The organism is Rhodococcus koreensis, assembly GCF_017068375.1.
Taxonomy (GTDB): Bacteria; Actinomycetota; Actinomycetes; order Mycobacteriales; family Mycobacteriaceae; genus Rhodococcus_F; species Rhodococcus_F koreensis.
The window spans coordinates 8,632,546-8,658,100 of record NZ_CP070609.1 but is presented as its reverse complement, the minus strand read 5'-3'; the positions used below and the strand labels follow the sequence as shown (position 1 = coordinate 8,658,100).

At 66.3% G+C, this 25,555-nt stretch carries 21 protein-coding genes and 1 pseudogene; 7 read left to right on the top strand and 15 right to left on the bottom strand.

What is annotated here, in order from left to right; all coding sequences use genetic code 11:
* Positions 1 to 5: 5 nt before the first annotated feature.
* Entirely contained in the window at positions 6 to 236 is a 231-nt protein-coding gene (locus tag JWS14_RS39435; protein ID WP_206015631.1) for a hypothetical protein, read from the bottom strand.
* Between the two features lie 372 nt (positions 237 to 608).
* On the opposite strand from JWS14_RS39435, the gene JWS14_RS39430 reads away from it, so the two are divergent.
* On the top strand, positions 609 to 1,202 hold the full coding sequence (locus tag JWS14_RS39430; RefSeq protein WP_206015629.1) for a hypothetical protein: 594 nt from the start codon (positions 609 to 611) through the stop codon (positions 1,200 to 1,202).
* A gap of 344 nt (positions 1,203 to 1,546) precedes the next feature.
* Here the strand turns inward: JWS14_RS39430 and JWS14_RS39425 are convergent, their stop codons facing one another.
* Positions 1,547 to 1,903 carry a DUF732 domain-containing protein gene (locus tag JWS14_RS39425; RefSeq protein WP_206015628.1) on the bottom strand — a complete coding sequence of 119 codons (357 nt, stop codon included), beginning with the start codon at positions 1,901 to 1,903 and terminating at the stop codon, positions 1,547 to 1,549.
* Positions 1,904 to 2,398: 495 nt separating this feature from the next.
* Complete coding sequence (locus JWS14_RS39420; RefSeq protein ID WP_241031599.1) at positions 2,399 to 3,868, bottom strand: sensor histidine kinase; 1,470 nt, start codon at positions 3,866 to 3,868, stop codon at positions 2,399 to 2,401.
* Between JWS14_RS39420 and JWS14_RS39415 the strand changes: the two genes are divergently transcribed.
* Positions 3,852 to 4,037, top strand: a complete 186-nt coding sequence (locus JWS14_RS39415) for a hypothetical protein (RefSeq protein WP_206016316.1) — start codon at positions 3,852 to 3,854, stop codon at positions 4,035 to 4,037. The two genes, JWS14_RS39420 and JWS14_RS39415, sit on opposite strands and share 17 nt — an antisense overlap.
* 395 nt (positions 4,038 to 4,432) lie before the next feature.
* On the opposite strand, the gene JWS14_RS39410 is transcribed toward JWS14_RS39415, so the two are convergent.
* The 6 genes from JWS14_RS39410 to JWS14_RS39385 form a co-directional block, all read right to left on the bottom strand.
* Entirely contained in the window at positions 4,433 to 5,605 is a 1,173-nt protein-coding gene (locus tag JWS14_RS39410; RefSeq protein ID WP_206015627.1) for a cation:proton antiporter, read from the bottom strand.
* A 9-nt stretch (positions 5,606 to 5,614) separates the two neighbouring features.
* Positions 5,615 to 6,001 (bottom strand): hypothetical protein, encoded by a 387-nt coding sequence (locus tag JWS14_RS39405; RefSeq protein WP_206015626.1) that lies wholly within the window; start codon positions 5,999 to 6,001, stop codon positions 5,615 to 5,617.
* An 811-nt stretch (positions 6,002 to 6,812) separates the two neighbouring features.
* Positions 6,813 to 8,210, bottom strand: coding sequence for an IS1380 family transposase (locus tag JWS14_RS39400; protein ID WP_206015625.1), 1,398 nt, complete (start codon positions 8,208 to 8,210; stop codon positions 6,813 to 6,815).
* 238 nt (positions 8,211 to 8,448) lie between these two features.
* On the bottom strand, positions 8,449 to 8,826 hold the full coding sequence (locus JWS14_RS39395) for a phage holin family protein (RefSeq protein WP_206016282.1): 378 nt from the start codon (positions 8,824 to 8,826) through the stop codon (positions 8,449 to 8,451).
* 555 nt (positions 8,827 to 9,381) lie between these two features.
* Positions 9,382 to 10,122, bottom strand: a complete 741-nt coding sequence (locus tag JWS14_RS39390; protein ID WP_206015624.1) for a polysaccharide deacetylase family protein — start codon at positions 10,120 to 10,122, stop codon at positions 9,382 to 9,384.
* Positions 10,123 to 11,408: 1,286 nt separating this feature from the next.
* Positions 11,409 to 12,095: a DUF998 domain-containing protein gene (locus JWS14_RS39385; protein WP_206015623.1), complete on the bottom strand. Its 687-nt coding sequence runs from the start codon at positions 12,093 to 12,095 to the stop codon at positions 11,409 to 11,411.
* Between the two features lie 227 nt (positions 12,096 to 12,322).
* Here JWS14_RS39385 and JWS14_RS39380 point away from each other — a divergent pair, with 227 nt between their 5' ends.
* On the top strand, positions 12,323 to 13,042 hold the full coding sequence (locus tag JWS14_RS39380; protein ID WP_206015622.1) for a rhomboid-like protein: 720 nt from the start codon (positions 12,323 to 12,325) through the stop codon (positions 13,040 to 13,042).
* A gap of 31 nt (positions 13,043 to 13,073) precedes the next feature.
* On the opposite strand, the pseudogene JWS14_RS50450 reads toward JWS14_RS39380, so the two are convergent.
* Positions 13,074 to 13,244: pseudogene (locus JWS14_RS50450) on the bottom strand (DNA-binding response regulator); the annotation flags it as partial.
* Positions 13,245 to 14,765: 1,521 nt separating this feature from the next.
* Between JWS14_RS50450 and JWS14_RS39375 the strand changes: the two are divergent.
* From JWS14_RS39375 to JWS14_RS39365, 3 genes are all read left to right on the top strand, one after another.
* The gene (locus JWS14_RS39375) at positions 14,766 to 14,984 is read left to right on the top strand and encodes an NfeD family protein (RefSeq protein ID WP_206015621.1); all 219 of its coding nucleotides are present in this window, start codon (positions 14,766 to 14,768) and stop codon (positions 14,982 to 14,984) included.
* Between the two features lie 44 nt (positions 14,985 to 15,028).
* Positions 15,029 to 16,165, top strand: coding sequence for an SPFH domain-containing protein (locus tag JWS14_RS39370; protein ID WP_206015620.1), 1,137 nt, complete (start codon positions 15,029 to 15,031; stop codon positions 16,163 to 16,165).
* Between the two features lie 624 nt (positions 16,166 to 16,789).
* Positions 16,790 to 17,713 carry a HAMP domain-containing protein gene (locus tag JWS14_RS39365; RefSeq protein ID WP_206015619.1) on the top strand — a complete coding sequence of 308 codons (924 nt, stop codon included), beginning with the start codon at positions 16,790 to 16,792 and terminating at the stop codon, positions 17,711 to 17,713.
* A gap of 437 nt (positions 17,714 to 18,150) precedes the next feature.
* Here the strand turns inward: JWS14_RS39365 and JWS14_RS39360 are convergent, their stop codons facing one another.
* From JWS14_RS39360 to JWS14_RS39350, 3 genes are read right to left on the bottom strand one after another with little or no spacing between them, the layout of a single operon-like run.
* The gene (locus JWS14_RS39360) at positions 18,151 to 19,467 is read right to left on the bottom strand and encodes a sensor histidine kinase (RefSeq protein WP_206015618.1); all 1,317 of its coding nucleotides are present in this window, start codon (positions 19,465 to 19,467) and stop codon (positions 18,151 to 18,153) included.
* Positions 19,464 to 20,144: a response regulator transcription factor gene (locus JWS14_RS39355; protein WP_275957908.1), complete on the bottom strand. Its 681-nt coding sequence runs from the start codon at positions 20,142 to 20,144 to the stop codon at positions 19,464 to 19,466. Before JWS14_RS39355 ends, JWS14_RS39360 begins: the two co-directional genes overlap by 4 nt.
* A 54-nt stretch (positions 20,145 to 20,198) precedes the next feature.
* Positions 20,199 to 20,561, bottom strand: a complete 363-nt coding sequence (locus JWS14_RS39350; protein ID WP_206015616.1) for a hemophore-related protein — start codon at positions 20,559 to 20,561, stop codon at positions 20,199 to 20,201.
* Between the two features lie 766 nt (positions 20,562 to 21,327).
* Between JWS14_RS39350 and JWS14_RS39345 the strand changes: the two genes are divergently transcribed.
* Positions 21,328 to 22,950, top strand: coding sequence for an LCP family protein (locus JWS14_RS39345; RefSeq protein ID WP_241031597.1), 1,623 nt, complete (start codon positions 21,328 to 21,330; stop codon positions 22,948 to 22,950).
* Positions 22,951 to 23,384: 434 nt separating this feature from the next.
* Here JWS14_RS39345 and JWS14_RS39340 read toward each other — a convergent pair whose 3' ends face one another.
* Together JWS14_RS39340 and JWS14_RS39335 are read right to left on the bottom strand one after the other, a co-directional pair.
* Positions 23,385 to 24,071, bottom strand: a complete 687-nt coding sequence (locus JWS14_RS39340) for a rhomboid-like protein (protein WP_206015615.1) — start codon at positions 24,069 to 24,071, stop codon at positions 23,385 to 23,387.
* A 284-nt stretch (positions 24,072 to 24,355) separates the two neighbouring features.
* Complete coding sequence (locus JWS14_RS39335; RefSeq protein WP_206015614.1) at positions 24,356 to 25,270, bottom strand: undecaprenyl-diphosphate phosphatase; 915 nt, start codon at positions 25,268 to 25,270, stop codon at positions 24,356 to 24,358.
* Between the last annotated feature and the right edge of the window lie 285 nt (positions 25,271 to 25,555).

Here is a 25,555-nt window from a genome sequence, read left to right as displayed (position 1 = left end):
ATCCGTCACCCCGGCCTCTCCGGCTGGGTGTCCTGGGCGACGGCATCAACGCTGACCGCGACCGGCGCGTGCGCACGGCTGCCGCCCGCCCACACCTGGGTCGATGCCCACTGGCGCGAAATCACCTCGTGCGGAAAGACTTCGGTAGACCTCTCGAATGAAGGCACGAAAGCGCGTCCATAAAGGTGCCGGTCGCGCGATGATTGACCGGTGAGCGTCGACTCGGCCTCGACCAATTCCGGACGCAAGAAGGGCCGACAGGTACCTACCGTGGGGTTGATTGTCCTCGGCGTCGGTCTCGCAGCAGTCTCCGTCCTCGTGTACAGACCGCATCACCACCGAATACCCAAATAAGAACAGCCACAAAATTTTGCGGATCGATTGGCGTAGCTGGTCCCGGCCAGCCACCGCACCCCAGCACCCAGCCGGCGACGCCCAGGGCCCAAGCGGGCCTGCGCGCTACAGGGGCCGGATAGTGTCACGCTGGTGGTGGGAGCTGCGGTACATAGGGCGACTGCGTCGAGGGGTCCGTGGCGGCCGGTCGCCTGTGAAGGCACCAATGGCGTGAAGTAGCTCGAGTACCATTCCGGTGGGAAGGAGTTAACGCCATGTCATCTCAGCAGCGCCCGCGCCGTTTCGGGTACGCAGTCGGCGCGGCGCTCATCGCGATCGGCGTGCTCGTCGCCATCACCGCGTCCGTCGTCTTTGCGGTTCAGCTGACAGGCAGGGCCCCGACCGACGACCACAGCTTCGGGAACGACCAAGCCACGATGGTGCACGTGGACGCCGGTGGATCTAAAACGATCTACACAGACACGATGTACACCAACACGACGTCCGACAGCAGCATCAGGTGCTCGGTAAGCGCCGCGAAACCCTTCCCCACGCGGGAGGACACGCTGTACCTGAGCCGGTCCCACTTCAACATCCCCGTCACCCAGTGGCGACCGGCGTTCTCCTTCACGGTCAAAGACAGCGGCGACTACACGATCAGCTGTTCCGGGGCTCCCTCCGACGTTCGCTACGGCATCGGTGGGTACGTCACGGCCGGCGAATTCACCTACCTGCTGTTGGCTATCGGCACGGGCGTCGTGCTGGTCATCGCAGGCATCGTCACTGTGATCGTCACCATGGTCCGCCGCGCTCGCGTCAACCAGCCACCGCCAATGCACTATCCGCCGCAATGGCCGCCGCACTCATGACCTGGAGCGGCGTTCGATCTCCCGCCTCCGGTCGGGACGGTCGCCGCGATGACCATTGGTGAGAGATCTGCGGCCAGTGAAGACGAGGTCCGAGGGTCTGCGTTTGAGGATGCGACGTGCTTCCATTTCCACTGTCGCCGCTGGCCTTGCAGCGAGCCAGCAGTGCTCGCATGTCGGGAATATGGGTGCCGAAGTGGATGGTCTTGCTGCCCCGATCATGTCATTCCGCCGCCAGCACGGGCGGTACCGACGTCCCGACAGCGCAACCACTCCACCCCTCACTTACGCGCACGAACCACCGGGGCCCCGCACCGAACCGGGGCGCGGGGGCGCAGCACCGGGTGTCAGACCGGGAGCTCATCGGTGTACCAGGGGCAGTACACCGCCACCGAACCACCGATCAGGTAACCGACGTCGTAAGCGGACAGGGACGAGTTCTCCAAACCTTCGGCGGCAATCTCCTCGAAGCTGGCACCATCACCGAATTCACCGCAGATGTGTTGGGCGAGTTCAACCCCGGCGCCGGGAGTGGTGAAGGTGATCCCCTCGTCGGCCATCCCGTCGAGGAACGTCGCGTCCTGGGCGGAGATCGACGTGGCGGATTGTGCGTTGGCGACCGTGGCAGTACCGAGGGCGCTCACGCCGATCATGGCGGCCAGGGTGAGGGTGCGGGCGACGGTGGTGATGCGGGTGATGGACATCGGATGCGTTCCTTGTCTCGTCGGGGGAAGCTGACAAGGAAAAGCCTCGGCGATCACCCTGATCGAATCCTTGCCGAATTCTTGAACGCCGGGCGAAGGATCCGACAGCCGCCACCACAATCGGGGCAATCCCCAGCACGTGCACTACGCAGTGGGACGTTCGATCGCATATCCAGAGGAGTCCGGAGGGCTAGCCGTTCGGACCGTGAAGGACCACTCCAGGGAGCAGGACCGGAGTCCTCGAACACGTCGAGGCCACCTGCACCGGCCAGGTCGATCGCGAGCACCCACCAACCCGAGCGCGTCAACGACGCGATGCTCCCGGCCTCGAAAGCGAGGAGCGTGCTATTCGATGCGAGGGAAGAACCGATTGTCACCGTCCGGCATGACGACCTGCCCGCCCGGGGCGGCGAAGGTCACCGACCGCACCGCCGGAAAGTACGTTCTCATAGCTGTCCAGTGAACCGGCCGTTCGGGTCGCGGTGGCGGCACACGTCAGCGGGTCGGGGGTCGATCAGTCACTGGTGAGGGCGCATCCGGTGCAGGTATCGCCCACTCGACCGTCGTCCCCTGCTCCGGGTCGCGAAAGTCCGCGTGGCCGCCGAGTCGCTCGGCACAGCTGCGAATGTTCGTCAGTCCTTGCCCGTGCGCAGCTCCCGCCGCGACTCCGGTGCCGTTGTCGCTCACGGTCAACACGAGGCCGTCGTCATCGGCGGCGACCCGGACACTGCACACGCTCGCCTGTGCGTGGCGGGCGACGTTGCTCAGGGCCTCACGCAGGACCGCCTGCAGTTCCGGTCCGGCCTCGCGGCCGAAATACCGGTCGACCGGTCCCTCCACAATGACATCGGGGGTGAAACCGAGGGCTGCGGCGCTGTTGTCGACGATCTCGCTCACCTCGGCACTCAGGCTGCCCTCCTCCCCGGACCGCGCGGCCGCGGCGCCACAGTTCAGATCGAAGATGACGGCCCGTAATCCACGCACGATGCTGTCTGTCTCGTCGATCAGTGGGTCCAGATCCGCCGACAAGCGTGGATGCCGGACGCCCAGCGAGGTCAGCGCCAGGCCCAGACCGAACACCCGTTGGAGGGTCACGTCGTGCAGATCGGCCGCCATCCGGCTCTGTTCGTCATGGCGGGCGCGGGCCCGCTCCGCCGCGATGATCTGTGTGTTCTGGGCCAACAGGCTGGTCCGCATCGTGTCGACCGCACCCGCGATGATCGCCACCTCCCGGGGCCCGTCGGTGTTCATCTCCCGCTCGTAGTCGCCGCCGGCCACCGCGCTGATGTCGGCGAGAAGGCGATCGATCGGGCGTGTCAGCAGCCGCCGCGTCAGATACACCGCGGTCACGACCATGGCCACGGCGAGGATGAACGTGACTCGTTCGACCTGCTCGGTGACCAGGATGTCGGTGCGGGCACTCAATGCCGCGAGTCGTGCTCGCAGATCGTCGAACAACTCCTTGCCCGTCGCGGTCGTCGACCCGATCCGATCTGGTTCGCTCGCGTTGTCGCGGCGCGCGGCGATCTGCGGCTCCGCTGCCCGCGTCCGCCACGCCTGCGCCGCCTCGGCGGTCGTCTGCAGTGTTGCCTGCGCGGCCGCATCGTCGGCGAGCAGGGTGTCCAGGCGGGTGTGCAGTGCGGCCGCGTCACGCCGGCCCGCGTCATAGGGTTCGAGGAATTGCGGGTCACCGGTCAGGGTGTACCCATGTTGTCCCGTTTCCTGGTTCAGATACGATGTGGTCAGCTCGGCCACCGCCCGCTGCGCGGGCAGCAGCTGCTCGGACAAGTCGTCGACGGCGGCCTGGACCGCCAACCTCCCGTACACCGAAAAGGCAGCGGACACCGCGAACAACGTCACCAGGATCCCGATAGCCAGCCACAGCAGCGTCCGCAACGAGACCCGCGCGGCGTCCGCGCTCGAATTCGCAATTACGTGCCTCTCGTACGTGCCTCTCGCACTCACAGAACCGGCCGAGCGGCGCCGGTACACGATCAGTGCGCGTCTGGCGACCGAGCAAGTCCTGATCGACTACACCCGATCCCGCGGCTGGGGCCGGGAAGTCAAACGGCACGAAGCGACATGCCGGCGGCTACAGCACCTGCTCGACGAGCTCGACGACGCGACCCAGTGATGTTCAGAAATGGTTGAGACACAGTAGATCTGAATCCACCGACCAGCCGTGCTGTGTGAGCCAGTCCCGCGCCCGCTCCGGAACTTCGTCGGTGTCGGAATCGGTGCCGGTAACCAGCGGGCCTTCCCCGCACCGGGAGCAGCCGATCACCGGGACGGGCGCGTAGGGCTGGCAATGGGCGCAGGGTTGCCTGGCGCAGATCGCCGCGCTAGGCCAGGTGCAACCAGACGGTCGCGAGGTCGGCGCGGTGCGGGACGAGGTCTCGGCGGGCGGTGGCACCGTGAGGAGACCAGTGGTGAGCCATCGTTGAACCGGCTTGGCCGGATTGCCGTCCTCGGCGAGCTCGGCGAAGTGGCCGCGGCGATTCGAACGGTGGTGTGTCTCGACCGCGGTTGTCACCGGCGCTCGGGTCCTTGGTCCGGTTTCGCAGCGGAGGGCGAAGCGAAACCGTGGCGTGCTGCCATTGCGCCCGCGAATGTGGTGCTGCCGATGGTGAGGAGGGCACCGAGGATCAGCGCCGAGGGTTCACCGGGCTGCAGGATATGCGATTGCTCTCCGATGGTCGCCGCCGCGACCGGGACACCCAGCTGAGCCGAGGCCAATGCGGCAAGGGCCAGTGGCTGCCCGAGAAGGCGTATCGCGCAGTGAACGGCAACCGCTGCGAGTCCGAGCGCGACGCCGAGCAGGATCAGCGAAGGGTGCGCGCGGAGGTCGCGCAGGTTCAGCGAGGCGCCCAGCCACACGAAGAACAGTGGACCGAGGAACCCTTCGGTGATCGAGAACAGCTGCTTGGCCAGGCGCCGCGGTTCGCCCACGCCCGCGACGGCCAGCCCGAGGGCGAAACCGGCGAGCATGATCGATACGTGGGTGTGAACGGCCAGCGCCGCGAGGGCGAACAGCACGCCGAGGTTGATCCGCAGCTCCAGCGCGAAGCGGCGGTCCTTCGATTCCTGGTGCAGACTGTGCAGCCAGCCGCGGCCGTCTGCGTACTTCAGGAACGTGTAGAACAGTGCCGCCGTCGCGGCGACGGCGGCAGCACCTATCGCGGCGCGGGGGGCCTGGGCGGGGTTGATCACGAGTGGGAGAGCGATGATGCACGCGGTGTCTGCGACCGCGACCTGGGCCATGGTCTGCACTACCGGTGTGCCCTCGAGCCGCAACGAGTCGATCAGCGGAAGTACCAGGGCGGCCGACGACGACGCGATGAGGACCGCGTACAGGGCCGCGTGGCCGGTGCCGAATGCCCGGGCGATCCCGAACCCGGCTGCCGCCGCGAGGACCCCGACGATTGCAGCCCGCGCGGTGCCCTGTGTGAGAGCGGGCCGGATGGTCGCATCGCGGACGGGTACATGGGTGCCGGCAACGAACATGATCAGCGCGAATCCGATGTCCGCGAGAAAGGTGAAGGTGGGATCTTCTGGGTGGATCCATCGGAGACCCGTCGTGCCCAGAAGGATCCCTACGAGCAGCTCGCCGAGCATCACCGGCAGGTGCCACTCCCGACGAACCGCGAGTAAGGGACCGGCCAGGGCGGCTGCCGAGATCAGGGCGAGGATCTCGAACGACATCGGTGGACCTCAGCTCGTCGGCGGCACGCTCGTCAGCCGGCACGGAATCTGTGTGTTCTCATCGGTGTGATAGCTCGCGCACACGCGGTGATAGCCATCTGCCACTTCGAGTGCGGTGCCTGCAGCGAGATCGCCACGCACGAGCAGGATGGGTGAAAGGGGTGTGCCGTCTTCGATCTTCCGTAGGTCGGCGGCCACATGCGCGTTGTCCGGAGGCAGCAACCGCAGCCGCGAGGCGCGCAGGATGTCCTTGGCCTTGTGGAGCGTGACCGGAGCCGTCCTCAAACCCGCGACGATACGTTCGACGGTATCCCGGGAGGTGAGCAGGTCCAGGTACGCGGCAGCCGCCGGGTAATCGTGTTCCTCGGGCGCCTCGCGCCACCGCACTTTCGGCATGCGGAGATTGTCCCTCACCGGGGCGCCGAGCCCAGCGATTCGCGAGCGTGTGGACGACGACACGGCGGATGAATCACATGCGAGTTGTCCGTTGCTGAGCGTGCCGCCTCATCACCCGGCTGATCCGCGGCGGCGCATCCCGCAACCCGGCCATGGTCGACGCCGCCCTCGAACATGCGGTCACCTCGCCGGCCACGACGGATCCGAACGCACCCGCCGCCTCTCCAACATCAGCACCCCGGCGCCGAACATACCGCCGCCGACACACCACCCCGCTAGATCGTCCCAATCAGCCGCGGAGTCAGTACCATCGGCCCTGCGACGGACACTCGCCACAACAGAGGTCGGACGCGGATCAAGATCAAACGGCCATCAGACAAACTCGATAGCGAAGTGTTCCGGGCGATCAAGGAGAAGACGCTGGCGTAGCATCCGTCGGCGGGGCGGATGTGCGGGCCGGGCGGATGAGTAGTTCGAGTGCCGCGAGCGCGAGTAGGCCAATGAGGACGAACCACAGCACGACCAGTCCGGTGGGGCAACTTACCAGTGCTGACCCCTGCCCCACTGGCCGATCGCGAGTCGCAATGTGTACCGGCCCACGGGGTCGAGACCGCCCGAGAATGGGAGCGCGCGGCGCTAACCTCAATTTTTCGTGCCCTCTGATTGGTGGGTGGGTTTCGGCTGGGGTGTGCTGGTGCGGGACAGATTTTGGTGTGTGGGTGTGAGTGTGCGCCCGATGTCGCTCGGGTGGGTGCCCGGTTCCACCGGCCGGGGTTTGGCATTCGTGTGTCGTATGAGTAGGAGGCTGCGGTCAGGTGAAGGCGGCGCGGATGCGATACCACGCTGTGGCAATGGCTTGGGCCCATTGCCAACTCGAGTCGATCCGAACCCGGACGGCTCTGCCTCCGCGGGTAATGCGGGCCGCGACGTGCAGGACCCGGTAGCGGAAGGTGTCGATCTCGCAGCGGGCGAGGTCGGGGTGGTCGGGGAACCCGATCAGCTTCGCCCACGCGACGAGATCGGTGGCGGCTAGGACGGCCTCGAGCCAGGCGGCGTTCGCGTCGAATCGGTGGCACGGCAAGCCCCGCAGCCCGGACGCCTTGGCCTGCCGGATCCGGTCCTCGACCCGGGCGTGCTGTCGATGTCGGAGTTCGAGTCCGGCCAGTCCACCGGGGATGACGCCGGTGCCGGTGTCGGTGATGAACCCGGTGATCCGGTGCCCGTCGGAATCGGTGAACCGCAGCTGCGCGCCCGGGTGCGGGCGTTCCTTGCGCAGGATCAGCCGGGTCCCGTCCGGCCACGAATCGAGGCCGACCAGGTCGGTGGCCTCGGCCACCCAGGCACCCTCGCGGATCTCGCCGTCGGAGTCGATCGCCGGCACCCACGTGGCTTTTGCGTTGAGGGTTTCGGTGGCGTCGCGGACGCGGTCGTCGACGGCGTAGCCGAAGGAGAATCCGACCCCGGCCGCGCGGCAGGCGTCGGCGAAGGCGTGGGTCGCCCCGGCCGAGTCGCTGCGCACCAGAATCTTCTGCCCGGTCGGGCCAGTCGGATCGGGCCGATACGCCGGCGGCAACGACTCGAGTGCCCAGCCGAGGACGGTGACGTGGTCGGCGGCGGTATTACTGCCGGCGTTCCCCGGGCGCAGCAGCCCGGCGAGGGCTTCCCCGCCGGCGATGTCGGGGCGGTCCAGAAAGGCCAGCAGCGGATGGAACCCGTAGGTCTTCTTCCAGGTCGCAGCCGCGTTCTCCTTGCCCTCGGAATGGTCGAGGGTGATGGTCGCGTCGACGTCGATGCGCAACCACTCCACGTCGGCGGGGGCGGCGCCGGCCGCCCACGCCTGCTCCCGGGCCCGGGCGCGCGCCGCACGAATTCCGGGCAGGTGGGCGGCATCGATGCGTTCGTCGACCAGCCGCCACATCGTGGTCGTCGACGCCGTTGGGCCGAACACGTGCTCGCGGCCACCACAGCTTCGTGCTGCGGCGTCGACACAGTCGGCGCCGTCGGCGACCGCGGCGGCCAGGTCGGCGAACACCGCACCCGGGGCGTGGGCCCATTGCCCGCGGTAGGTATCGGCCAGCACCGCCGTGACCTGTGCGGACAGCCCCGTCAGGTCCGCCATCTCCCGCAGCATCCCCACCCCGGCATGCGACACCACGCCCCGTCCGTCGGCGGAGACTTTCACCCGTGAACCCGCTGCGATACTCTTCACCTGCGAAGTGCCTTCCCGTCAGCATTATGGAACCCTAGAGAAGTCCCATTATGCCGTGCAGGACAGGCACTTTCGCTTATCTGCACACCCCGGTCCGCGCTCCCGCACGAAAAATCCAGGCTAACCACACTACGGTGGCGGGCCGTCACCACCACAGGCCCGCACCGACGGCCGCAAGGCGCCCGCGGCACGAAGTCCACGACACCCGAAATCGCCTCTTACGCGCCCCGCCGTCCCTTCACGCACCCGACTTCTTGTTACGCAACACCACCAACGGCAGCACCAGAGTGGCCACCGCGGTCACCAGCCACACCACCAGAGTCGCCAGAATCCACGTGCGCCACCCATCGATACTCAAACCACCGACCAGCGATGCGATCACCAACGCCACCAACGTCGACACGAGCCCGACACCACCGAGAAACGCCGACGCGTTCTGCGCCACCACCTTCCCGATGAACGGAGACAGCACACTTTGCGCCACCGCAAACACCACCACCGCGGTGACAAATCCCGACGCAGCAATCGAAACCCCCGGCAGGAGCCACTGCGCCACCAGCAAACCGATCGCCGCCGACCCCAAAAAGACCACGACCCGAAGAAGGAAACGAATCATCCGAAACGCCCTCTCTACCATAACAATCAGCGCGAATTGGAGATTGCGACAACGTGCACGCGGATCCACCACATGCCCATCTCCCCCTCCCCCGGGATGGCCCCGTCCACACCCTCGACTTCACCGCAGCCTCCAGTTCCGACGTTACGCCAACTGCACCACAATCACGGTGCTCGCACCGCCCGGTGACCGCCGCCTGACGGCGCACAATCGTCCGCGCGAATACCCCGCCACACCGGCACCGATCCGCACCGCGGCACCCCACACGGCGAGATGACCTCCGTAACCGTTGAACGTCGGCATGTCCGCCTCAGTGACCCCTCCGGCGACTTTCCGATCATGACGAAGAACACCTTCAGTCGTACGCGGTGGCCGGCACCGTGCTCGGCAGGGATCGGGCCGCGACCGTGCCCAGGTAGTCGTCGAGCATCCGACGCCCGAACCATGGGAACGCCGCCATCGTCGAGCAATCGCTCGGAACTCTCGCCCCCGGTGAGCAGTCCGCCGCCGTTCCCCGACCATGCACCGAAGCCCAGAGCTCGGCCGACAGTCGGATCAGGCCAGGCTTCCGGCACCGCTGAGGGTGACGAACTCGACGCCCGCCGAACGCAGTTGCGGCACAGCAGCAGCGAGACCCTCCGCGGTCCCGCCCGCCGGGCGGTTGACGTGCATGATCACCACTGAACCGGGCGCCGTCGAGGTGACCGCGGCCTGCACCTTCGCGGCGGGCAGGGTGGCCCCCGCATCGCCGTTCACCGTGAATCCCATCACCTGCTCGCCGAGATCCCGGACGATGGCCGCCGCCACCTCATCACAATGCGCCGCGCCGGGGCGGAACCACCGCGGCGGCCGGCCCATGATCTCGAGCAGCCGGTTGTGGTTCACCCACACCTCGTCGATCACCTCCGCCGGCGACCTGGTGCCCGCGATGCCGTACGCGGATTTCCCGGTCACCGATAGCGGCAGGTGCCGGGTGCCGTGGTTCGCCAGCTCGACAAGTGGGTTTCCCGCCAGCTGCGCGGTGAGCCCGGGGTTCGCATCGATCCAGCGGCCGTTCACGAACACGGTGGCCGGCAATCTCTCGCGTTCGAGCAGTCCCAGCAGATCCGCATCGACGCCATCGCCCTGAGGTCCACCGCAGGCGTCGAAGGTCAGCGCGATCCGATGCTCCGCCGCCGCGAGCCTGGTGGCGGTGCCGGTGACAGCGACACCCCATTCGTGCGGTACGGCACCCGCATACTTCGCCGCGATCGCCGCCGTATCCGGCGGCAGGGGCGGGGCGGGGCAGGGAGCCAACCGTCGGGGATCACCCCGTCCGGGACCCCGGGAATCGGCGACGCCTCAGCGACCGCGGGACCGGCGAGGTCGACGTAGCTCTGCATCGCAACAGCCACACCCCCGCCGAGCAGCCCCAGCAACACCGCCCGACGATTCGCTCGCGCATACATGCGCCGAGACTAAACCGCCCGCCAGAGCGGGCCCTCACCGATCCCGGAACAACTCCATGAACACAACCCGAACAGCGTGCCCGCACAACGACAGCGCCACCGCCGGGCTCACTTGCCGGGTCTGACGCATTCGTGCCTCCGACGCCGGCGAAACCCTTGTGGAGCCACCGCGGGCCGCGGGCGGCCCGTGCCGACCCCTCACTCAAACCGGGCCGGCTCGACTCGCAGTGCGGCGGACCCGGTGGCGATTCGACAACCACGGGTGGCGCGCGCTTGACCAGTAGTTGGTGTCGGTACTCGTATCGGCGGCGGGGTTCCCGATGAGGGAAAAGATGACAGGAGAGGACAGAACAATGGCCCGGAATCCGAGCGCCCCATCCGGGCAATCGCGCTGCCCGGATGGGGCGCGGCATCCGAGCAGACCGACGGGGAGGGCGGCCCAAGCCAGGACTTCTGTAGATCCCGGGAAAGCGTCACCCCCATCGGGTACCACACCCCGCACAGACAATGTCGAGCAGATCACCGTTGCGAACACGATAACAGTGAACGATGCGACGAAACATATTCGTGTCGCAGACTTTTCGAGTTTCTCGGTACGAATTGTCCGAGACGTCCGGTAACGTAGCCGCTCTCAGTGAATTGTCAACGATCATCGCGTACCGTTCAGCCGCCATCTCTGTGGCCAAAGCGAAACCCACTGCCCCGCAGCGTTGGAACCGCACCGCGTCTCGGTGATTTCCCCGGGGTTGTCGATGGCCATTTTCTGGGCGATCTGGCAAGGAAACTTCCGACATTCCTAGATCGTGACGCCTCGTGCACGGAGTCCATCCGCGAATCACTCAATCCAATGGCACACGGGATGGCCTGGTCACGCTCCGCGTGACGAACCGCCACGGCCGGTGGAAGCCATCACAACTGGTCGGGTGTTCGACATTTTTGGTCGCCGGTTCAAAGCGATACCTTCAACGGGACCGACCCGAAGTAGATCGCCGAGTCGGGCGACGATTCATCACGCAGAGTCGGTCCTCAATAGTCGTCCCGACTCGTCGGATGTCGGAGCCGCCTGCGACGCTGAGACGCCGACCCGGCTGAGCCCGCCACGGCGTATTCCCGCGCTCGTCCCCCAATTGACTCCTACTGGGGCGCTGAGCTGTATAACACCCGAGGTTTAACACATGGGGTGGGACCGACCGAGGTGCGACCGGAGAATGCCGCCGCCCTGACCACCGACAGCAACACCATCGCCCCGGTCACCACCATCCAGATCGGCAACGGATACAGAATGATCCGCTCGGTCACGCCGAAATGCACACTCGGAACGGCAAGAAGTACGCCACCGGCAAGTCCGGCGAGAGCGCACACCGTCGACCAGATCGCCGTCCACCGCCTCCGGTCCCACAATCCCCACGCGACGAGGCCGAGCACGACGTGCCGGGCCACGAACGCGGGCAACACCGCAGCGAGATGGATCATGGGGCCGTAGTTCGTGGGAAACAGTCCCGTCGCAGCGGTGCTCAATCCGGTGACCACTGCCAGCGTCATCGTCCATCCGTGTAGGCGCCCGGAAGGTAGGTGCCCGCGCAGCAGAATCGCGCCGACCGTCATCAACAGTCCCATGGCGACGAACGAAAGGTTCATGAAGGAATGGAGCGGTGAACACACCTGGCTGCAGTTGGTGACACCGAGATCGCTGATCGAGTTGTAGACGAAGCTGTACGGCGTCCTCCACGCCTCTGCGGTCAGGGTTTCCGACAACAGGTACCCGATGGCAAGGGTCCACACGATGCCGCCCGCAACCCGTCGATAGTCGTACGTCGTCATACTCTGCTTCCTGCGAATGCGCGGGGAGGGAGCCGCCGGGTGCACACACGATTCCTGGAGCCCGGCAGCTTCGATCCCAATCGAGGGTACCCGATTCGTGACAGTTCTGTTATATAACTGTTACATAATGGGTGCTGTTCGCTTACCGCCGATTCGCAGGTTGTTCACAGCGACCTCACAGCGTCGACGCTTAATCTGGACCGGCCCCCCACCGTACGGAGTTCGACATGACCGCGCCCGCCACCATGCCCGGCACGGCCAGGCCTGGAATCGCTCTTGTCTCGCCGGAGCACTGCCGCGCTTTTGCCATACGTGCACGCCGTTACTTCACCGGCGCACCCGCGACGCTGGTGTACCTGTTCACGCTGCTGGTCACGTGGTGGACCATGCAAGGCACCGATCCCAGCCTGACGCATCATCTCATCGTCAGCGCATCGACGAACCTGCACAACATGCGTGCCGACCCGTTGCAGGTCCTCGTCGCCTCCGCGTTCTGGACCGACTCCACGGGGTTTCCCTGGCTGATGATTGCCGGATTTCTGCTCGTGATGGTCGCCGCCGAACGTCGGCTCGGCACCCGCCGCTGGATCGCCACCTTCGCTGCCGGTCACGTCGGGGCAACCTTGGTCACCGTCACCGGCATCGCCTGGGCGCTCGATCACAACTTGCTGGCGGTGAATATCGCGCGCACCGCGGACGTCGGCACCAGCTACGGCTTCTACGCCGTGGCGGCCGCGTTCACCATGCAATTCACCGGCCGCAGCCGGCTGATCTGGGCGACCGCGCTGATCGGCTATCTGACCCTGGCTGCGTCGTACGGGCAGTCCTTCACCGATTATGGGCACCTCGCCGCGATCGCCATCGGCTTCGCCACCCACCCTGTCGCCACGCTCGTCTCTCGCCGGTGGGCGCGCTCACGCCTCTCGGAACGGGCTCCCGCCATCTAATCCTCCCGGGGGATCGCCACCGGACTCGCACGGCTTCTGTCGCCCGGGACATCGAGCGCACGGTGATCACATGCCGTGGGTGCTCCGGACTATGCTCGAGTTCGCGCAGCAGCTGTGCCGGATACATCCGCAGATAATGGGTTTCGGTGGCGTAGGCGGGTCCCCGCACCTCTCGCAGCAGCCTTCGTCCGACGAGTTTGCCTCAGCTGCACGCCCGAATTTTCGAGCATGCCCATGCGGTCGATGCCACGGGAATTTCGGGGCCGACGCACCGAGACACGGCACTTCCCACGGCCTTCGGCACCCGGCTCACTATACGGACCAGTCGACAGCCGCCTATCGCAGGACACGTGTCATCGGGTATGCGGGCAGCTCCCACCGGCCCAATGGGGTTGGCACCGGTAGGAGCCGCTTTCACCGACCGGTCATCTCTCGCCAAGGAACGGCGGCCGGTGGGCTGCCTGGTATCGGTTGCATCGATGGACAGCATCTGAATGCTATTCCAGCGCAATCTCATACGGAACCCGACAACTCGTGATTCTTAGCGGAGTCTCAGTAACGCCGGATCCGCAGGGGCGACCGAGTCGGTAGCCGGCACCACACAGTACGCAAAGCGGACATAGCGCGTCACTCTCAGCGAATTCTCAACGTGCGCAGCGTAGGGTGGTGCGCACCGAACGCGAGAATATGCACGGTGAATACATTTGCATTCCAGCAGCTTTGGAGAGAGACCACTCTCGCCGGGCGATCCGAGACACGAATGCGGCATGACAGTGTCATGGCCCTTCTCGGTCATGATCCTTCTCGTCGTCGACGATGAGGATCGAGGCCGCCAGGCAGGCCTCGAAAAGACCCGCTGGCCCACCGGGAGGACATCGTCCACGAGAGGCACCGATCGCGAGCCCCCTGGGGGTGTGGCGTCGATTCACCTCTCGGTGTCGACCGATACCCGCTGCGCGGGCGCGGGTGAGGCCGACGTGCGCCCAGTCCGCCAATGCGGTAGTCGTCCACCCGTCCCGGTGGTCTCGCGTCGTGTGGTGCAAGAGTGGGCGCGTCCCTCTGCGACGGAGGGCGAAGCCCCGACCTCGTGCCGGCCAACGAGCGGCGTGGCACGCAGGTGACCGGTTGCCGACGTCGGCCTCGACGCCGAGCCGTCGTCCAGCACCTGCCCGCAAACCTGACGCCCTTCCCGGCCGCCTCACCGGCCACCGAGACTGTGACGCGCGTCCTCGCCGGGGATGGCGGCTGCATGTCGGCGCAGACCGGCCGCACGGACCCCGGCGGCCTCATCGTTGAGCAGGTGCGCGGCAGGGCCACGCTGGCAGCGATAGGAACCGGCACGAGCGATAGGACCGGTTCAAATATCGGGCTCTGCCTTCCACTTGGGTGGATCTAAAGGGGTTCCGATGGCCCCTTCTTTCCACCCTGTTTCACGTACAGGACGTAGGCGACGACCCCGACCAGAATGAGTATCCCGACGATTTCCATTCAGGGCGGATACCCGATCCCCCGGGTTCCACGCGATACGTGACGGATACGGACCTGACCGCCGTCGGCCGACAGCGAAGTCGACGTCCGCGTCGGTATTGGCGGTCGTCTCGCCGCCTCCAACTGCCGGAACACGGTGGTTTCTCCCCGCCACCGCGACGCCACTCGCGCACTATGCACCTGCCCCGGTGGAGCGAGGATGCGCGGCAGGGTCTGCTGGAGGAGCATTCGAAGGGTGGATGAGGTTTCGCTGATCGGCTCCATCGGGTCGTTGACCGTGGCGACCCGCGGTATCGCGGGGGCCGGTGAGGTCCTGCTGCAGGTGCGGGGGTCGAAGGAGGCCTACCTGGCATGGTCGGACCAGCCCCTGCCGAAGGGCACCGAGGTACTGGTGATAGATGTTCGCGGCTCCCGGACGGTTCAGGTGGAACCCTGGCCCGGTGTGGATTTCTGACAAGCCTCATCGACACACACAGCGGATCGGCAAAGGAGTCCAACATGTTCGGCTACAAAGTTCCCGCACCGGACGAGGCGATGCTGGTCTCCGGGGGCCGACCCGAAGGCGACGCGCCGTTCCGCGTGGTGACCGGTCACGGCGCCTTCATCATGCCGTTGTTCCGCAAGGTCCGGTTCCTCACGTTGGCAATGTGCGAGGCCGAGGTCGAGGAACGATGCGTCACCCAGCAGGGAATCACCCTGAACGTGCGTGCCGTCATCGCCTTCAAGGTCGGCAACGACAGCGAAAGCATCGTCAGCGCCGGGCAACGATTCCTGTCGGACCAAAGTCAGATGTCGGTCCTGACCGGGCGAATCTTCGCCGGTCACCTGCGGTCGATCATCGGGTCGATGACCGTCGAGCAGATCATCAAAGAACGACAGAAGCTGGCTTCGGAGGTACTCGACGGGTCCAAGGAGGAAATGATCAAGATCGGACTGACCGTCGATGCCCTGCAGATCCAGTCCATCGACGACGGTGCACTCGGCTACATCCTCGCGATGTCCGCACCGCACAACGCGGCCATTCAACAGCAGGCTCAGATCGCCCAGGCCAAAGCCAATCAGGCGGCCGCCGAGGCCGAGCAGGAATCACAACGAAACCAGGCCGAATTCGCTCGGCAGACCGCGATCGTGCGGGCTCAGTACAAGGCCGAGGTCGACAAGGCACAAGCTGTGGCCGCACAGGCGGGACCACTCGCCGAGGCGCAAGCCCAACGAGAGGTGCTCGCCATGCGGACCGAGCTTGCCCAGCGTGCCGCCGAGTTACGTCAGCAGGAGCTGATCTCGGAGGTCGTCAAGCCCGCCGAGGCCGAAGCCGAACGCGTCCGGATCCTGGCGGTCGCCGACGCCGAGAAGATGAAGATCCAAGCCGAAGCGGCCGCCTCACACAACCGGGTGGCCCTGGACCGGATTCTGATCGACCAGTTACCCGAAATCGTCAAACAGGCCGCCCAGGGCCTGTCTGGGGCGAATCTGACAGTACTCAACGGAGCCGACGGCCTCGGTGAAATAGCAACCGGCCTGGTCGGGCAGGGGCTGGCCATCTATGACTCGCTGCGCGATGGATTCAGCCAATCCCCGTCCCAGGACGAGCCCGACACAATCGGACTCAACACGCCACCCACACGCCAGCCGTGAAGACGATGTGCCCGACAACGGGCACCGACGACACTCGCAACGCCGCCCGAGGTGCCGCGCGAAGTAGAGGAGCACCTGAACAAAGCGACCACGAAGGAACCTCGACTGGCGAACGCCAGCACAGCTTTTCGTAAAGGGTCTGGCACCACGAACCGCGAGTGTTGCAACAACTACTCGAATTCGCGTTTGACCCCCGCCTGCCGGAATGGGGTCGAACGCAGATGCCGTTGATGCGGATCGGCGAAAGACCACCGACCTCCTCACCGGCGTCTTACCCGGCGAGAATGGCCCTGGCTCGCTCGATGCTGTTGTTCGGCTACTTGTCCGGAGGGAACGCCACCGCCGCAGGTCGCAGTCGTCCCCTGCAGCAGGGTGTCGGCTGATGGTGATCGTCACGACGGAGATGAATCATTCGGCACGACGTTGCTGCTACCTCGGCCCCGATCAGCCGGTCAATTCGGATAATGCCCTACCGCGAACAACAGCGCCGTTGACCGACCCTGCCGGCATCGGCCTTCTCAGCGGCATCTCAGGCCGCTGCGGCATACTCGGCCGATGTTGGACCGCCAGTCGCATACGGTCGAACCCGCTCGCATTCGGGGGCCTTTCCCGATGATCATGGGAATGAGGAAGCGCGGTATGTCGCTGCGGGCCCGGGTGAATCTGCTGACCGCGTCGCTGGCCGCGGCCGCGGTCTTCGTGTCCGTCGTGGCGATCTACTTCGTGACCGAGCAGTCCCTGCGTGCTCAGGTCAACGACCGGCTCAGCGCCAACGTCGATGCACTCGCCGCCAGCGCGGCCTCGGGTGCCCCGCTGGCGTTCTTCGGGCTCGGGGGATCACAAACGCTCAAGGTCGCGTTGATCACCGAGGCCGGAGATGTGATCACCGCGGGCACCCACGACGCTCCCTTCGACGACAGGGACGCGTTGCGAACCGGCCCGGAGATGGCGGTGGCGCAGGGCCACGGATCCGGCACCAGCCGGGAACTCGCGGGCTATCAGGTGCTTGCCCGGAAACTGCCCAACGGGCAGACCCTGGTCGTCGCCGAGTCCCTGCAACCGAGCAAGCAGATGCTGAGCAAGCTCCTGCTCGCGCTGTCCTCGCTGGGCGCCCTGATCATCGTCCTGTCGGTGTTTGCGGCTTCGGCCGCGATCAGCACGGGGTTGCGGCCGGTGCGCCGGCTCGTGCTCGCCACCGAACGAATCGCCCGCACCCAGGAACTCCAGCCGATACCCGTGCACGGTCACGACGAACTCGCCCAGTTCACCCGAAGTTTCAACCTGATGCTCGAGGCGTTGACCCACTCCCGTGACCATCAGCGGGCCTTGATCGTCGACGCCGGCCGCGACCTGTTCGCCCCGCTGACCGCGCTGCGCACCAACCTCGAACTTCTGATCATGGCCAGCGACAACGCAGTGCCGACGCTCAGTGACAGCGAACGCCAGGCACTGTCGTCGGACGTCATAGAGCAGATCGGGCAACTCTCCCGAATTGTCGGCGAGTTGGTGGACCGGGCCCGCGAGCGCGATCTCGCTCCTGCCCGCTGACCGAGCCGCCTGATCGGTTATCAGCCCACCGCCGACTCACCGCCCCCGAGGCCCACCCACCGGAACGATGACCACCACTTCCGCAACCCCGCCCCGCTGTCGGCAATGCGAGCGGATACTCGCTGTGCCGCAGCCTCTTCCGAGGAAATAGCCAAAGTTCAGGCAGGAACCGCCCGTCGCTCGTCCCCGCGCGTGTTCGAGGCTCACAAACCGTTCGACTACCCGTTTCCCGATCCCTTTCGGCGATGCCGGGGCCGTCATCGGTCACGGCGAATCGGTGCGCGATTGCCCTTCCTGGACACGTCGGCGTGGACGGTGGCGGCCGCATACCGGACGGCATCGTCGAAGCGACTGCGCACGGTCCGAGAACACTGGACCAGCGCATCGTCGGTCGGGCACCACGCCGCGAGCTCAATGGGATGTGCAGTGGGTTGTCGTTACGGAGTGATGGTCAAAAGGGCGCGGAGACCGCCGAGGGCGCTGCCGGAGAGGGTGATGGTGCCGCCGTGGAGGGAGGCCTGTTGTGCGACGAGGGCGAGTCCGAGCCCGGAACCGCCGACTTGCGGATGGGGTCCTCGTTCGAACCGGCGCAGGACTCGTTGACGCTCGCTGACGGGAAGGCCCACACCGTTGTCGTCGACGCGCAGCTCGAGCAGATGCCCGTGCTCGACCGATCCGGAAGGGGCGGCAGATAACTCGATTTCCGTGGCCCGCCCGTGCGTAATCGCATTGCGTATCAGATTGTCGACTGCGAGCCGGATTCCGTCGGGCCATCCGGTGACGTAAATGGGCTCGTCGCCGCGGATCGTGACACGTACGTTCGGGTCGGTGCGTGCGCACTCCCGTGCCACTCGATCGAGCAATTCGGTGACGTCGAAGGAGATGCGATCTTCCGGCCGCATCAGCTCGCCGGCGGCGAGCTGGCCGAGCGCGGTGACGGTCGATTCGACGCGGCGTTGGGTGCGGATCAGGTCGCCCACGATCTCGTCGAGGTCGCGTTGCGGAAGCTGGTGGGTGCGCAGCATGTCCAGATCGGTGCGCATCGCGGTGAGCGGGGTGCGGAGTTCGTGGGCGGCGGCGGCAGCGAATCCGCGGGCCGAGTCCAAGGCGATCCGGGTGCGGTCCTGCGCTGCTGTCATGCGCGCCCACATATCGGTGATCGCGTCGGAGAGTTCCTCGGCCTCGGCGGCGCCGCGCACCCGGGGAGGCGTGGGGTAGGTGTTCGACGTCAGAGTGCGTGTCTGAGCGATCAGTTGGCGCAGCGGGCGCACCGCCCGACCCGCGAACACCCAGCCCAGCACCGCAGCCAACGCCACGGCCGCAGCTCCGGCGAGCGCAAACCGGCGGGCCGGCGGGCCGACCAGAGCGCTGGTGGGGTTGTCGCGAACTCCCACCGACAGCAGCGCGCCGTCAGTACGGTCCGCCGGAACGGTGCGCACCCGGTAGGTGACCCCGCGAACCACTTCGGTGGTCAACCCGGCCGGGGCCGGTGGCAGGGTCACCGGTGTCGACTCGAGGACAGTGTCGCCGGATCGCAGGGTCGCGACGTACCCCTGCCCGCGGCTGATCGGATTACCGGCACTCGCCAACGCCTGTGCCACCGCGTCGACCCGGCGGTCGCGTTGCTGATACTCGTTGTTCACCCAGGTCACCGCGGACGCCCCGGCTCCGACCAGCACGACGAGCGCGGCCGCGAGCCCGGCGGCCCACGCGACCCGGGCCCTCACCGATAACGAACGCTGCGGCCTCGTCACCGCGTCGGCTCCTCGCGGACGACGAACCCGACACCGCGCACGGTCTGGACCACCCGGGCGGCGCCTCCGGCCTCGAGTTTCTTGCGGAGGTAGCTGATGAACACGTCGACGACGTTGGTGTCGGCGGTGAAGTCGTATCCCCAAACCTGCTCCATCAACCGCTCCCGCGTGATGACGACGCCGATGTTCTCACTGAGCACGGCGAGCAATTCGAACTCCCGCTTGGTCAGATCGACCCGGACGCCGTCGACGAAGACGAGCCGACTGGCCGGGTCGAGATGCACGGAACCGATCGTGCGCGCGCTGCCGCGATGCTGGAGCATTGTGCCCCTGCGCAGCAGCGCACGCAGCCGGGCCACCAGTTCGGCGATGTCGAACGGTTTGATCAGGTAGTCGTCGGCGCCCGCCTCGAGGCCGGCGACCCGATCGTTGACGGTGTCCAAGGCGCTGAGCACACAGATGGGCACCTCGTTGCCCATCGCCCGCAACGCGGTGACCACTGCGACGCCGTCGAGGCCGGGCATCTGGATGTCGAGCACCACCGCGTCCGGGGGATCCGCGGCGACCTGACGCAGCGCATCCCGACCATCCACAGCGGTGTCGACTGTGAACCCCGACATCCGCAGGCCGCGGCCCACCGAATGCCGGACATCGGGGTCATCGTCCACCATCAAGATCCTCGGATCAGCGCTCATACCCGACAATCTTGCCGCCGATCATCCACGTCGGGGCTATCGCATCCGGCACTGCTGGCGCAGAGCGTGTTCGGCCGACCGGGCGTCCTTCAACGCGGCAGCGACATCGGGGTGTGCACCGAAGTACGCCTTGGCATCCTCTTTGCGGTGGTCCTTCGGTTCCCCGCGCAGAGCGGTCAGTTCCTGGTCGACATCGGGGTGCGCCTGCAGATACGCCGACACCTTCGGGGCACTGTCGGCGCGGGCGGCGGCGATCTGGCCCACCGTGCACACGGTGGCCGGTTTCGTCCTGTCGTCGAGGTGGGAGGTCGGTGCCGCCTGAGCTGCGGAGATCGTCACCGCCCCTACAGCGCATACTCCCACTGCGATGACCGCTGCCCGCCGAGCAATCCTGTTCATCCGTGCCATCTCCGCACTCCCGTCTTGGTGGAACATCCGGCCCTCGGCCGCACACTGGAAGGCTAGGAGGCATACCTTCAGATCACGGTAATCGCGTCTGAAGAAACTCTGAGAACTCGGTCCCACAGACCTGCACCAGCTTCTCGGCGAACGCGGCCGTAGGGGGTTGGGCAACCTCACCCCCGAGTATCTTGCCGTTCGACCAGCCGCTCGCCGAATCCGAATGTATGGCTGACCCATGATTTTTAAGGTTCCCGGTGGGCCGTCGGTGCTACTTCTGATCCTGCCGCCGAAAGGCCCCCTTCTTCGGCCCGTAATCCGCCCGATATCTACAACGTCCTGACCCGCTACGACTTCCATAGATTCCACGACCCGACGGATGTCGGGGATGGAGCGGATGGTGAAGGCTTTGCCCTCTCCCCTTACTCAACCTCTGGTTGCGTACTGACGGTCCACGGCACGGCCGGGCTTGTCCGTAAAGACCTGGGGGCTGGCGAGGGTACGTCAGCGCGCTCGCGACCGGCGACCCCGTTTCGGCACACCTGTACCGGGCTCGGGACAAATGCGGGGCCGGTGGAGGATGCGCGAGGTCGATGCACCGGCGCTTACCGAATGGCTTTACTATTCGGCGGATCACCGTTGGGCTGCCGATTGCCTGGGCGAGGCGGCGCGGACCGCGGGCACCGCGGATGGTTCGATGTAACCCCTGGGTTCGGTGGCCACGATTCCCATGCAGGTCGGATGACACATTCGGAGGTTCGGGACGGTGGCAGGTCAGACACGACGGAATCCGGCGCCGCGTCACGCCCTGCGGCAACCGCATCTGAGCCGACGCAGCCGTAGTGCGGTGACCGGCCTGCGGGTCCTGTCCGCGGTCCTGTCGGGCGCGGTCCTGGTTGTCACCGGCCTTGGATGGCATGTCTATCACGGCGTCGCCGCCGGGCTGACCCAGTCCGGGGCGCTTGTCGGGGAGCCCACCTCCAGCGGTAGCGATCAGAACATTCTGGTGATGGGCCTCGACAGCAGGCTGGATGAAAAGGGGCAGCCACTTCCGGCCGACATCTACGATGCACTGCACGCCGGTGACGACAGCGTCGGCGGCTACAACGCCAACGTGTTGATCTTGCTGCATATCCCGGGCGACGGTTCGAAGGCAACCGCAATTTCGATTCCCCGCGACGACTACGTCGATTTGGCCGGGTGCACAGCCAATCCATGCACCGGCAAGATCAAACAGGCGTACGGGGAGGCGGCCGACACCGCCCGCAAAGCGATGTCGGCACGCGGCGTGACGGATGCGACGCAACTCGAACAGCAATCCCGCGACGCGGGGCGGAGGGCCGAGATCGCCACCGTCAGAAAGTTCCTCGGTGGCGTGCCGATCGACCACTTCGTCGAAGTGACGTTGGTCGCCTTCTTCCAGATCGCACAGGTGGTGCAACCGATCGAGGTGTGCCTGAACGAAGATACTTCCGACAGCTATTCCGGGGCGAAATTCCATCAAGGTGTACAGGAAATCGATGCCGCGCAGGCGGTGGCATTCGTGCGGCAACGACGCGACCCGAACACCGATCTGAACTTCACCGACCTGGATCGGGACCGCCGACAGCAGGCATTCATCGTCTCGCTGTCGAGGAAATTGCAGCAGAACGGGACACTGACCAGCATGAGCAAGCTGCAGGGAATCCTCGATGTCGCGAAGCAGAACATCGCCGTCGACAGTGACCCCGATGTGGCCTCGTTCGCGACGACGGCCAGCAAACTCACCGGCGGCAACATCGCGTTCTACACCCTTCCCATCGATCATTTCGGGCAGAACGACAACGGTGAGGACGTCAACATCGTCGATCTCTCCGCAATCCACACCACCGTCGCGCAACTGCTCGGACATGGATCCACTTCCGGATCGACACATATCGAATCCACCCCCACGCCCACCAGAACGGGCCCTGTCGACGGCGCCGAGGGGACAGTGCTCGACATCGTCAATTCCAGCGGCCGGACCGGGTTGGCTGCGCAGTTCGAAGCAGACCTCTCCGCGCGCGGATTCACCCAAGGCTCAGCGACCACGGGCGCGGTGCACCCCGCCTCCACCCTCGAATACGGCTCCGGCGCTGAACAACCCGCGCAGCAGCTCGGCGAGATCACCGGACTTGCAGCGGTCGCGCGCACCGACCTCCCAGCTCACACGGTGCGACTGACCGTCGGAACCGACTTCACAGTGCCAGCCGCTCTGTCCGTCCCCACCTCGACATCATCTGCGCCCACCGGCACCACGACGCCACCCGCCCCGATGACCCCGGTACCAGCCACCGGCACGGGCGAGAATGCTCCCGCTCCCACCGATCTGACCAGCCTCTCCGGCGCCGACGTACCGTGCGTGAAATGAGGCAGCTGCACGCCAGGCGCGGTGCAGGGTCCATGCATGCGCGACGCCGGAGGGAGGACACATACACCGGCCCAGCGCTGGCATTGTGATGATGCGAATGATCGGCTCGCCGACCACCGGCCGGTTTTGCATGGTGGCGCGGGCGCACTGGGCGGCGATGTCCGCACTGGTGTCCGCGGCCGCGATCCCGCCGCCGAGATACGCGGCGTACGTGGTCGCCGCCCGGCACGCAAGGCGCGAAGCATCATGCCACGGCTTGAACGACGCAGCGCCAACTGAGTCGCGCACAGTCGGCCCGCCAGGGAATTGACGCACTGGTCGCGGTCCCGAGTGTCGGTCGGTGCCGTGATGTCCTCGACGACCTCACCTGTGACGTCCGCGTCGGCCACGGGCGAAGAGGTCCGGCGGTCCCCGTGAGATGCGCGGCACACTGTCTACGCATCGCCCCGCATCCTGCGCACGCTTCGGATCGCATCGACCGGGGACCAGGTGCCCTTGCGTGATCGGACCAGCGGGTAGCACCCCAGACCGAGAAGGACCGAGGTGAAGTGCCCGACCGCCGTGAAGTTCAGATCCACGAACAGCGGCAGCGCGTAGAACACCAGCACCCCCGCGACATAGACGTACCGCCACGGCGCCGCAATCCGGTACGTCAGCACCGCGATCACCCCGGCCAATCCGTAGCTGACACCGTAATCGAGGGTGTCGACCGCTGACGTGGGGGCGTAGCCGTGGCGGATCGCCCAGTACAGTGCCCCCTCACTAATGTACGTCGCGCCGACGTGCGCGATCACCACCACACACAACCACCGAAGAGTCCCCAGCCAACGCTCCGCCGGGACATGGAAGACGTTGAACGAAATGAAATAGGTGAACCATCCGCCGCCGGCGAGCCAGAAGGCACTCGAGATCAATACCCGAACCGGGTCCTCGGCAAGATGATGCAAGTTGGTCGATCGATTACCCAGCACCACGTCCAAGGCGTCCGAGGGCAGGTACCTCATCACCACCGAGGTCACCAGCAGTATCGCCAACCAGATGTAGGTCCCCGGCGCCCGCCGAACATACATCCACGCGGCCCGCAGAAAGGACCGAAGTCCTGACGAGAGGGGGACGTCCATCAGAATAAGTGTGCACCGCTCCCGCCTTCTTCGCAGCACAGGGGCAGGTGCAATGCCACCAAGGATTCTCCAGGTGGTACGCCGGGACGACAGCATGCGGAACGGGCACGGTGCAGAACACATTCCACTCACTGATCGGCTTTCCGGTCGGGTGCCCCTGGTGGCCGCGCAGGCCGCAATCGCCACCGACTTGACCACCGCTCACCACTGAACCACTGCGCATCCGACACCCTCCGATACGCCGAACAGGCCTGGGTTCAGTGGCGACGCCCGGACTGGTTGAGTCAGGCGAATCGGATGATCGACAGGACCCCGGCGACCAGGCAGTAGACGGCGAACGGGGTCAACGTCCTGGTCGTGAAGTAGCGGGTGAGGAACTTCACCGACAGGTACGCGGCGACACCGGCGACGAGCGCCCCGACCAGGATCTGCCCGTGCATGCCGTCGCCCTGCGGGCCGGCGAGGGTGGGCAGTTTGAGAACACCGGCCGCCAGGATGACCGGGGTGGCCAGTAGGAAGGCGAACTTGGCGGCGTCCTCGTGGCTCAGTCCGCGGAGCAGGCCGCCGACGATGGTCACGCCCGAGCGGCTGATCCCGGCGAGGAGGGCCAGACTCTGGATCACCCCGATGCCCGCCGCTTCCCGATAGTTCAGGGCGGCCAGGGCCCTCTCCCGCGGTTCGTCCGACACCGCGTGCGGGGGTGCCCCGACCACGACCGGCTCGACCGCCGCGGCGGCCCGCCGTCGCAGCACCTCGCCGACCGCGAGGACGACACCGTTAACCGTCAGAAAGATGGCGGCGGCCAGCGGGGTGGCGAACAGGGTGCGCAGCGGGTGTTCGAGGAGCAGACCCAGGATTCCGACCGGGATGGTGGCCACGACGATCAGCCAGGCCAGCCGCTCGGTGGAGGTCTCGATGCTGCGGGTGCGGACGGTGGTGACGAACGCGCCGATGATTGCCGCCCAGTCGCGGGCGTAGTAGATCAGCAGTGCGACGGCGGTCGCGACGTGCAGGGCGACGATGAAGGCGAGGAACGGGGTACCGGAGTCGGAGTCGCCCTCGGTGACCAGGGTTTCCCATGAGCCGCCGAGCCACGCGGGCAGCAGGACCGAGTGGCCCAGGCTCGAGATCGGGAACAGTTCGGTCACGCCCTGGAGGGCGCCGAGGACGATCGACTGGGGGTAGGTCAGTGCAGACACCCGGACAGCATGGACGCCGCGGTGACCATCGGCAACCCGGACGGCACCCGCCCGAGAATTCGGTGCGGCTCGGTTCCAGCGCTGTGGGGCAGGGGTTTTCGCCATATCCACAGATGGCTGCATGACGGTACGCGATGATGGTTGAGAATTCGCTGAGAGCGGGCCACGGTCACCGGACATTCCGGACCACATGGGCGCGACGAAGCAGGACGTGATGCAGCAACAATTTTCAGAGTCAGGTCCGGGCTGTAGCATTCCGGATCGTCGGCGGTCGACGCCACCCGT

Coding starts and splice junctions, on each gene's coding strand:
- JWS14_RS39365 (WP_206015619.1), top strand. CDS start 16,790: ATGAGGAAGCGCGGTATGTCGCTGCGGGCCCGGGTGAATCTGCTGACC.
- JWS14_RS39370 (WP_206015620.1), top strand. CDS start 15,029: ATGTTCGGCTACAAAGTTCCCGCACCGGACGAGGCGATGCTGGTCTCC.
- JWS14_RS39380 (WP_206015622.1), top strand. CDS start 12,323: ATGACCGCGCCCGCCACCATGCCCGGCACGGCCAGGCCTGGAATCGCT.
- JWS14_RS39425 (WP_206015628.1), bottom strand. CDS start 1,903: ATGTCCATCACCCGCATCACCACCGTCGCCCGCACCCTCACCCTGGCC.
- JWS14_RS39385 (WP_206015623.1), bottom strand. CDS start 12,095: ATGACGACGTACGACTATCGACGGGTTGCGGGCGGCATCGTGTGGACC.
- JWS14_RS39395 (WP_206016282.1), bottom strand. CDS start 8,826: ATGATTCGTTTCCTTCTTCGGGTCGTGGTCTTTTTGGGGTCGGCGGCG.
- JWS14_RS39350 (WP_206015616.1), bottom strand. CDS start 20,561: ATGAACAGGATTGCTCGGCGGGCAGCGGTCATCGCAGTGGGAGTATGC.
- JWS14_RS39405 (WP_206015626.1), bottom strand. CDS start 6,001: ATGCCGAAAGTGCGGTGGCGCGAGGCGCCCGAGGAACACGATTACCCG.
- JWS14_RS39430 (WP_206015629.1), top strand. CDS start 609: ATGTCATCTCAGCAGCGCCCGCGCCGTTTCGGGTACGCAGTCGGCGCG.
- JWS14_RS39410 (WP_206015627.1), bottom strand. CDS start 5,605: ATGTCGTTCGAGATCCTCGCCCTGATCTCGGCAGCCGCCCTGGCCGGT.
- JWS14_RS39340 (WP_206015615.1), bottom strand. CDS start 24,071: ATGGACGTCCCCCTCTCGTCAGGACTTCGGTCCTTTCTGCGGGCCGCG.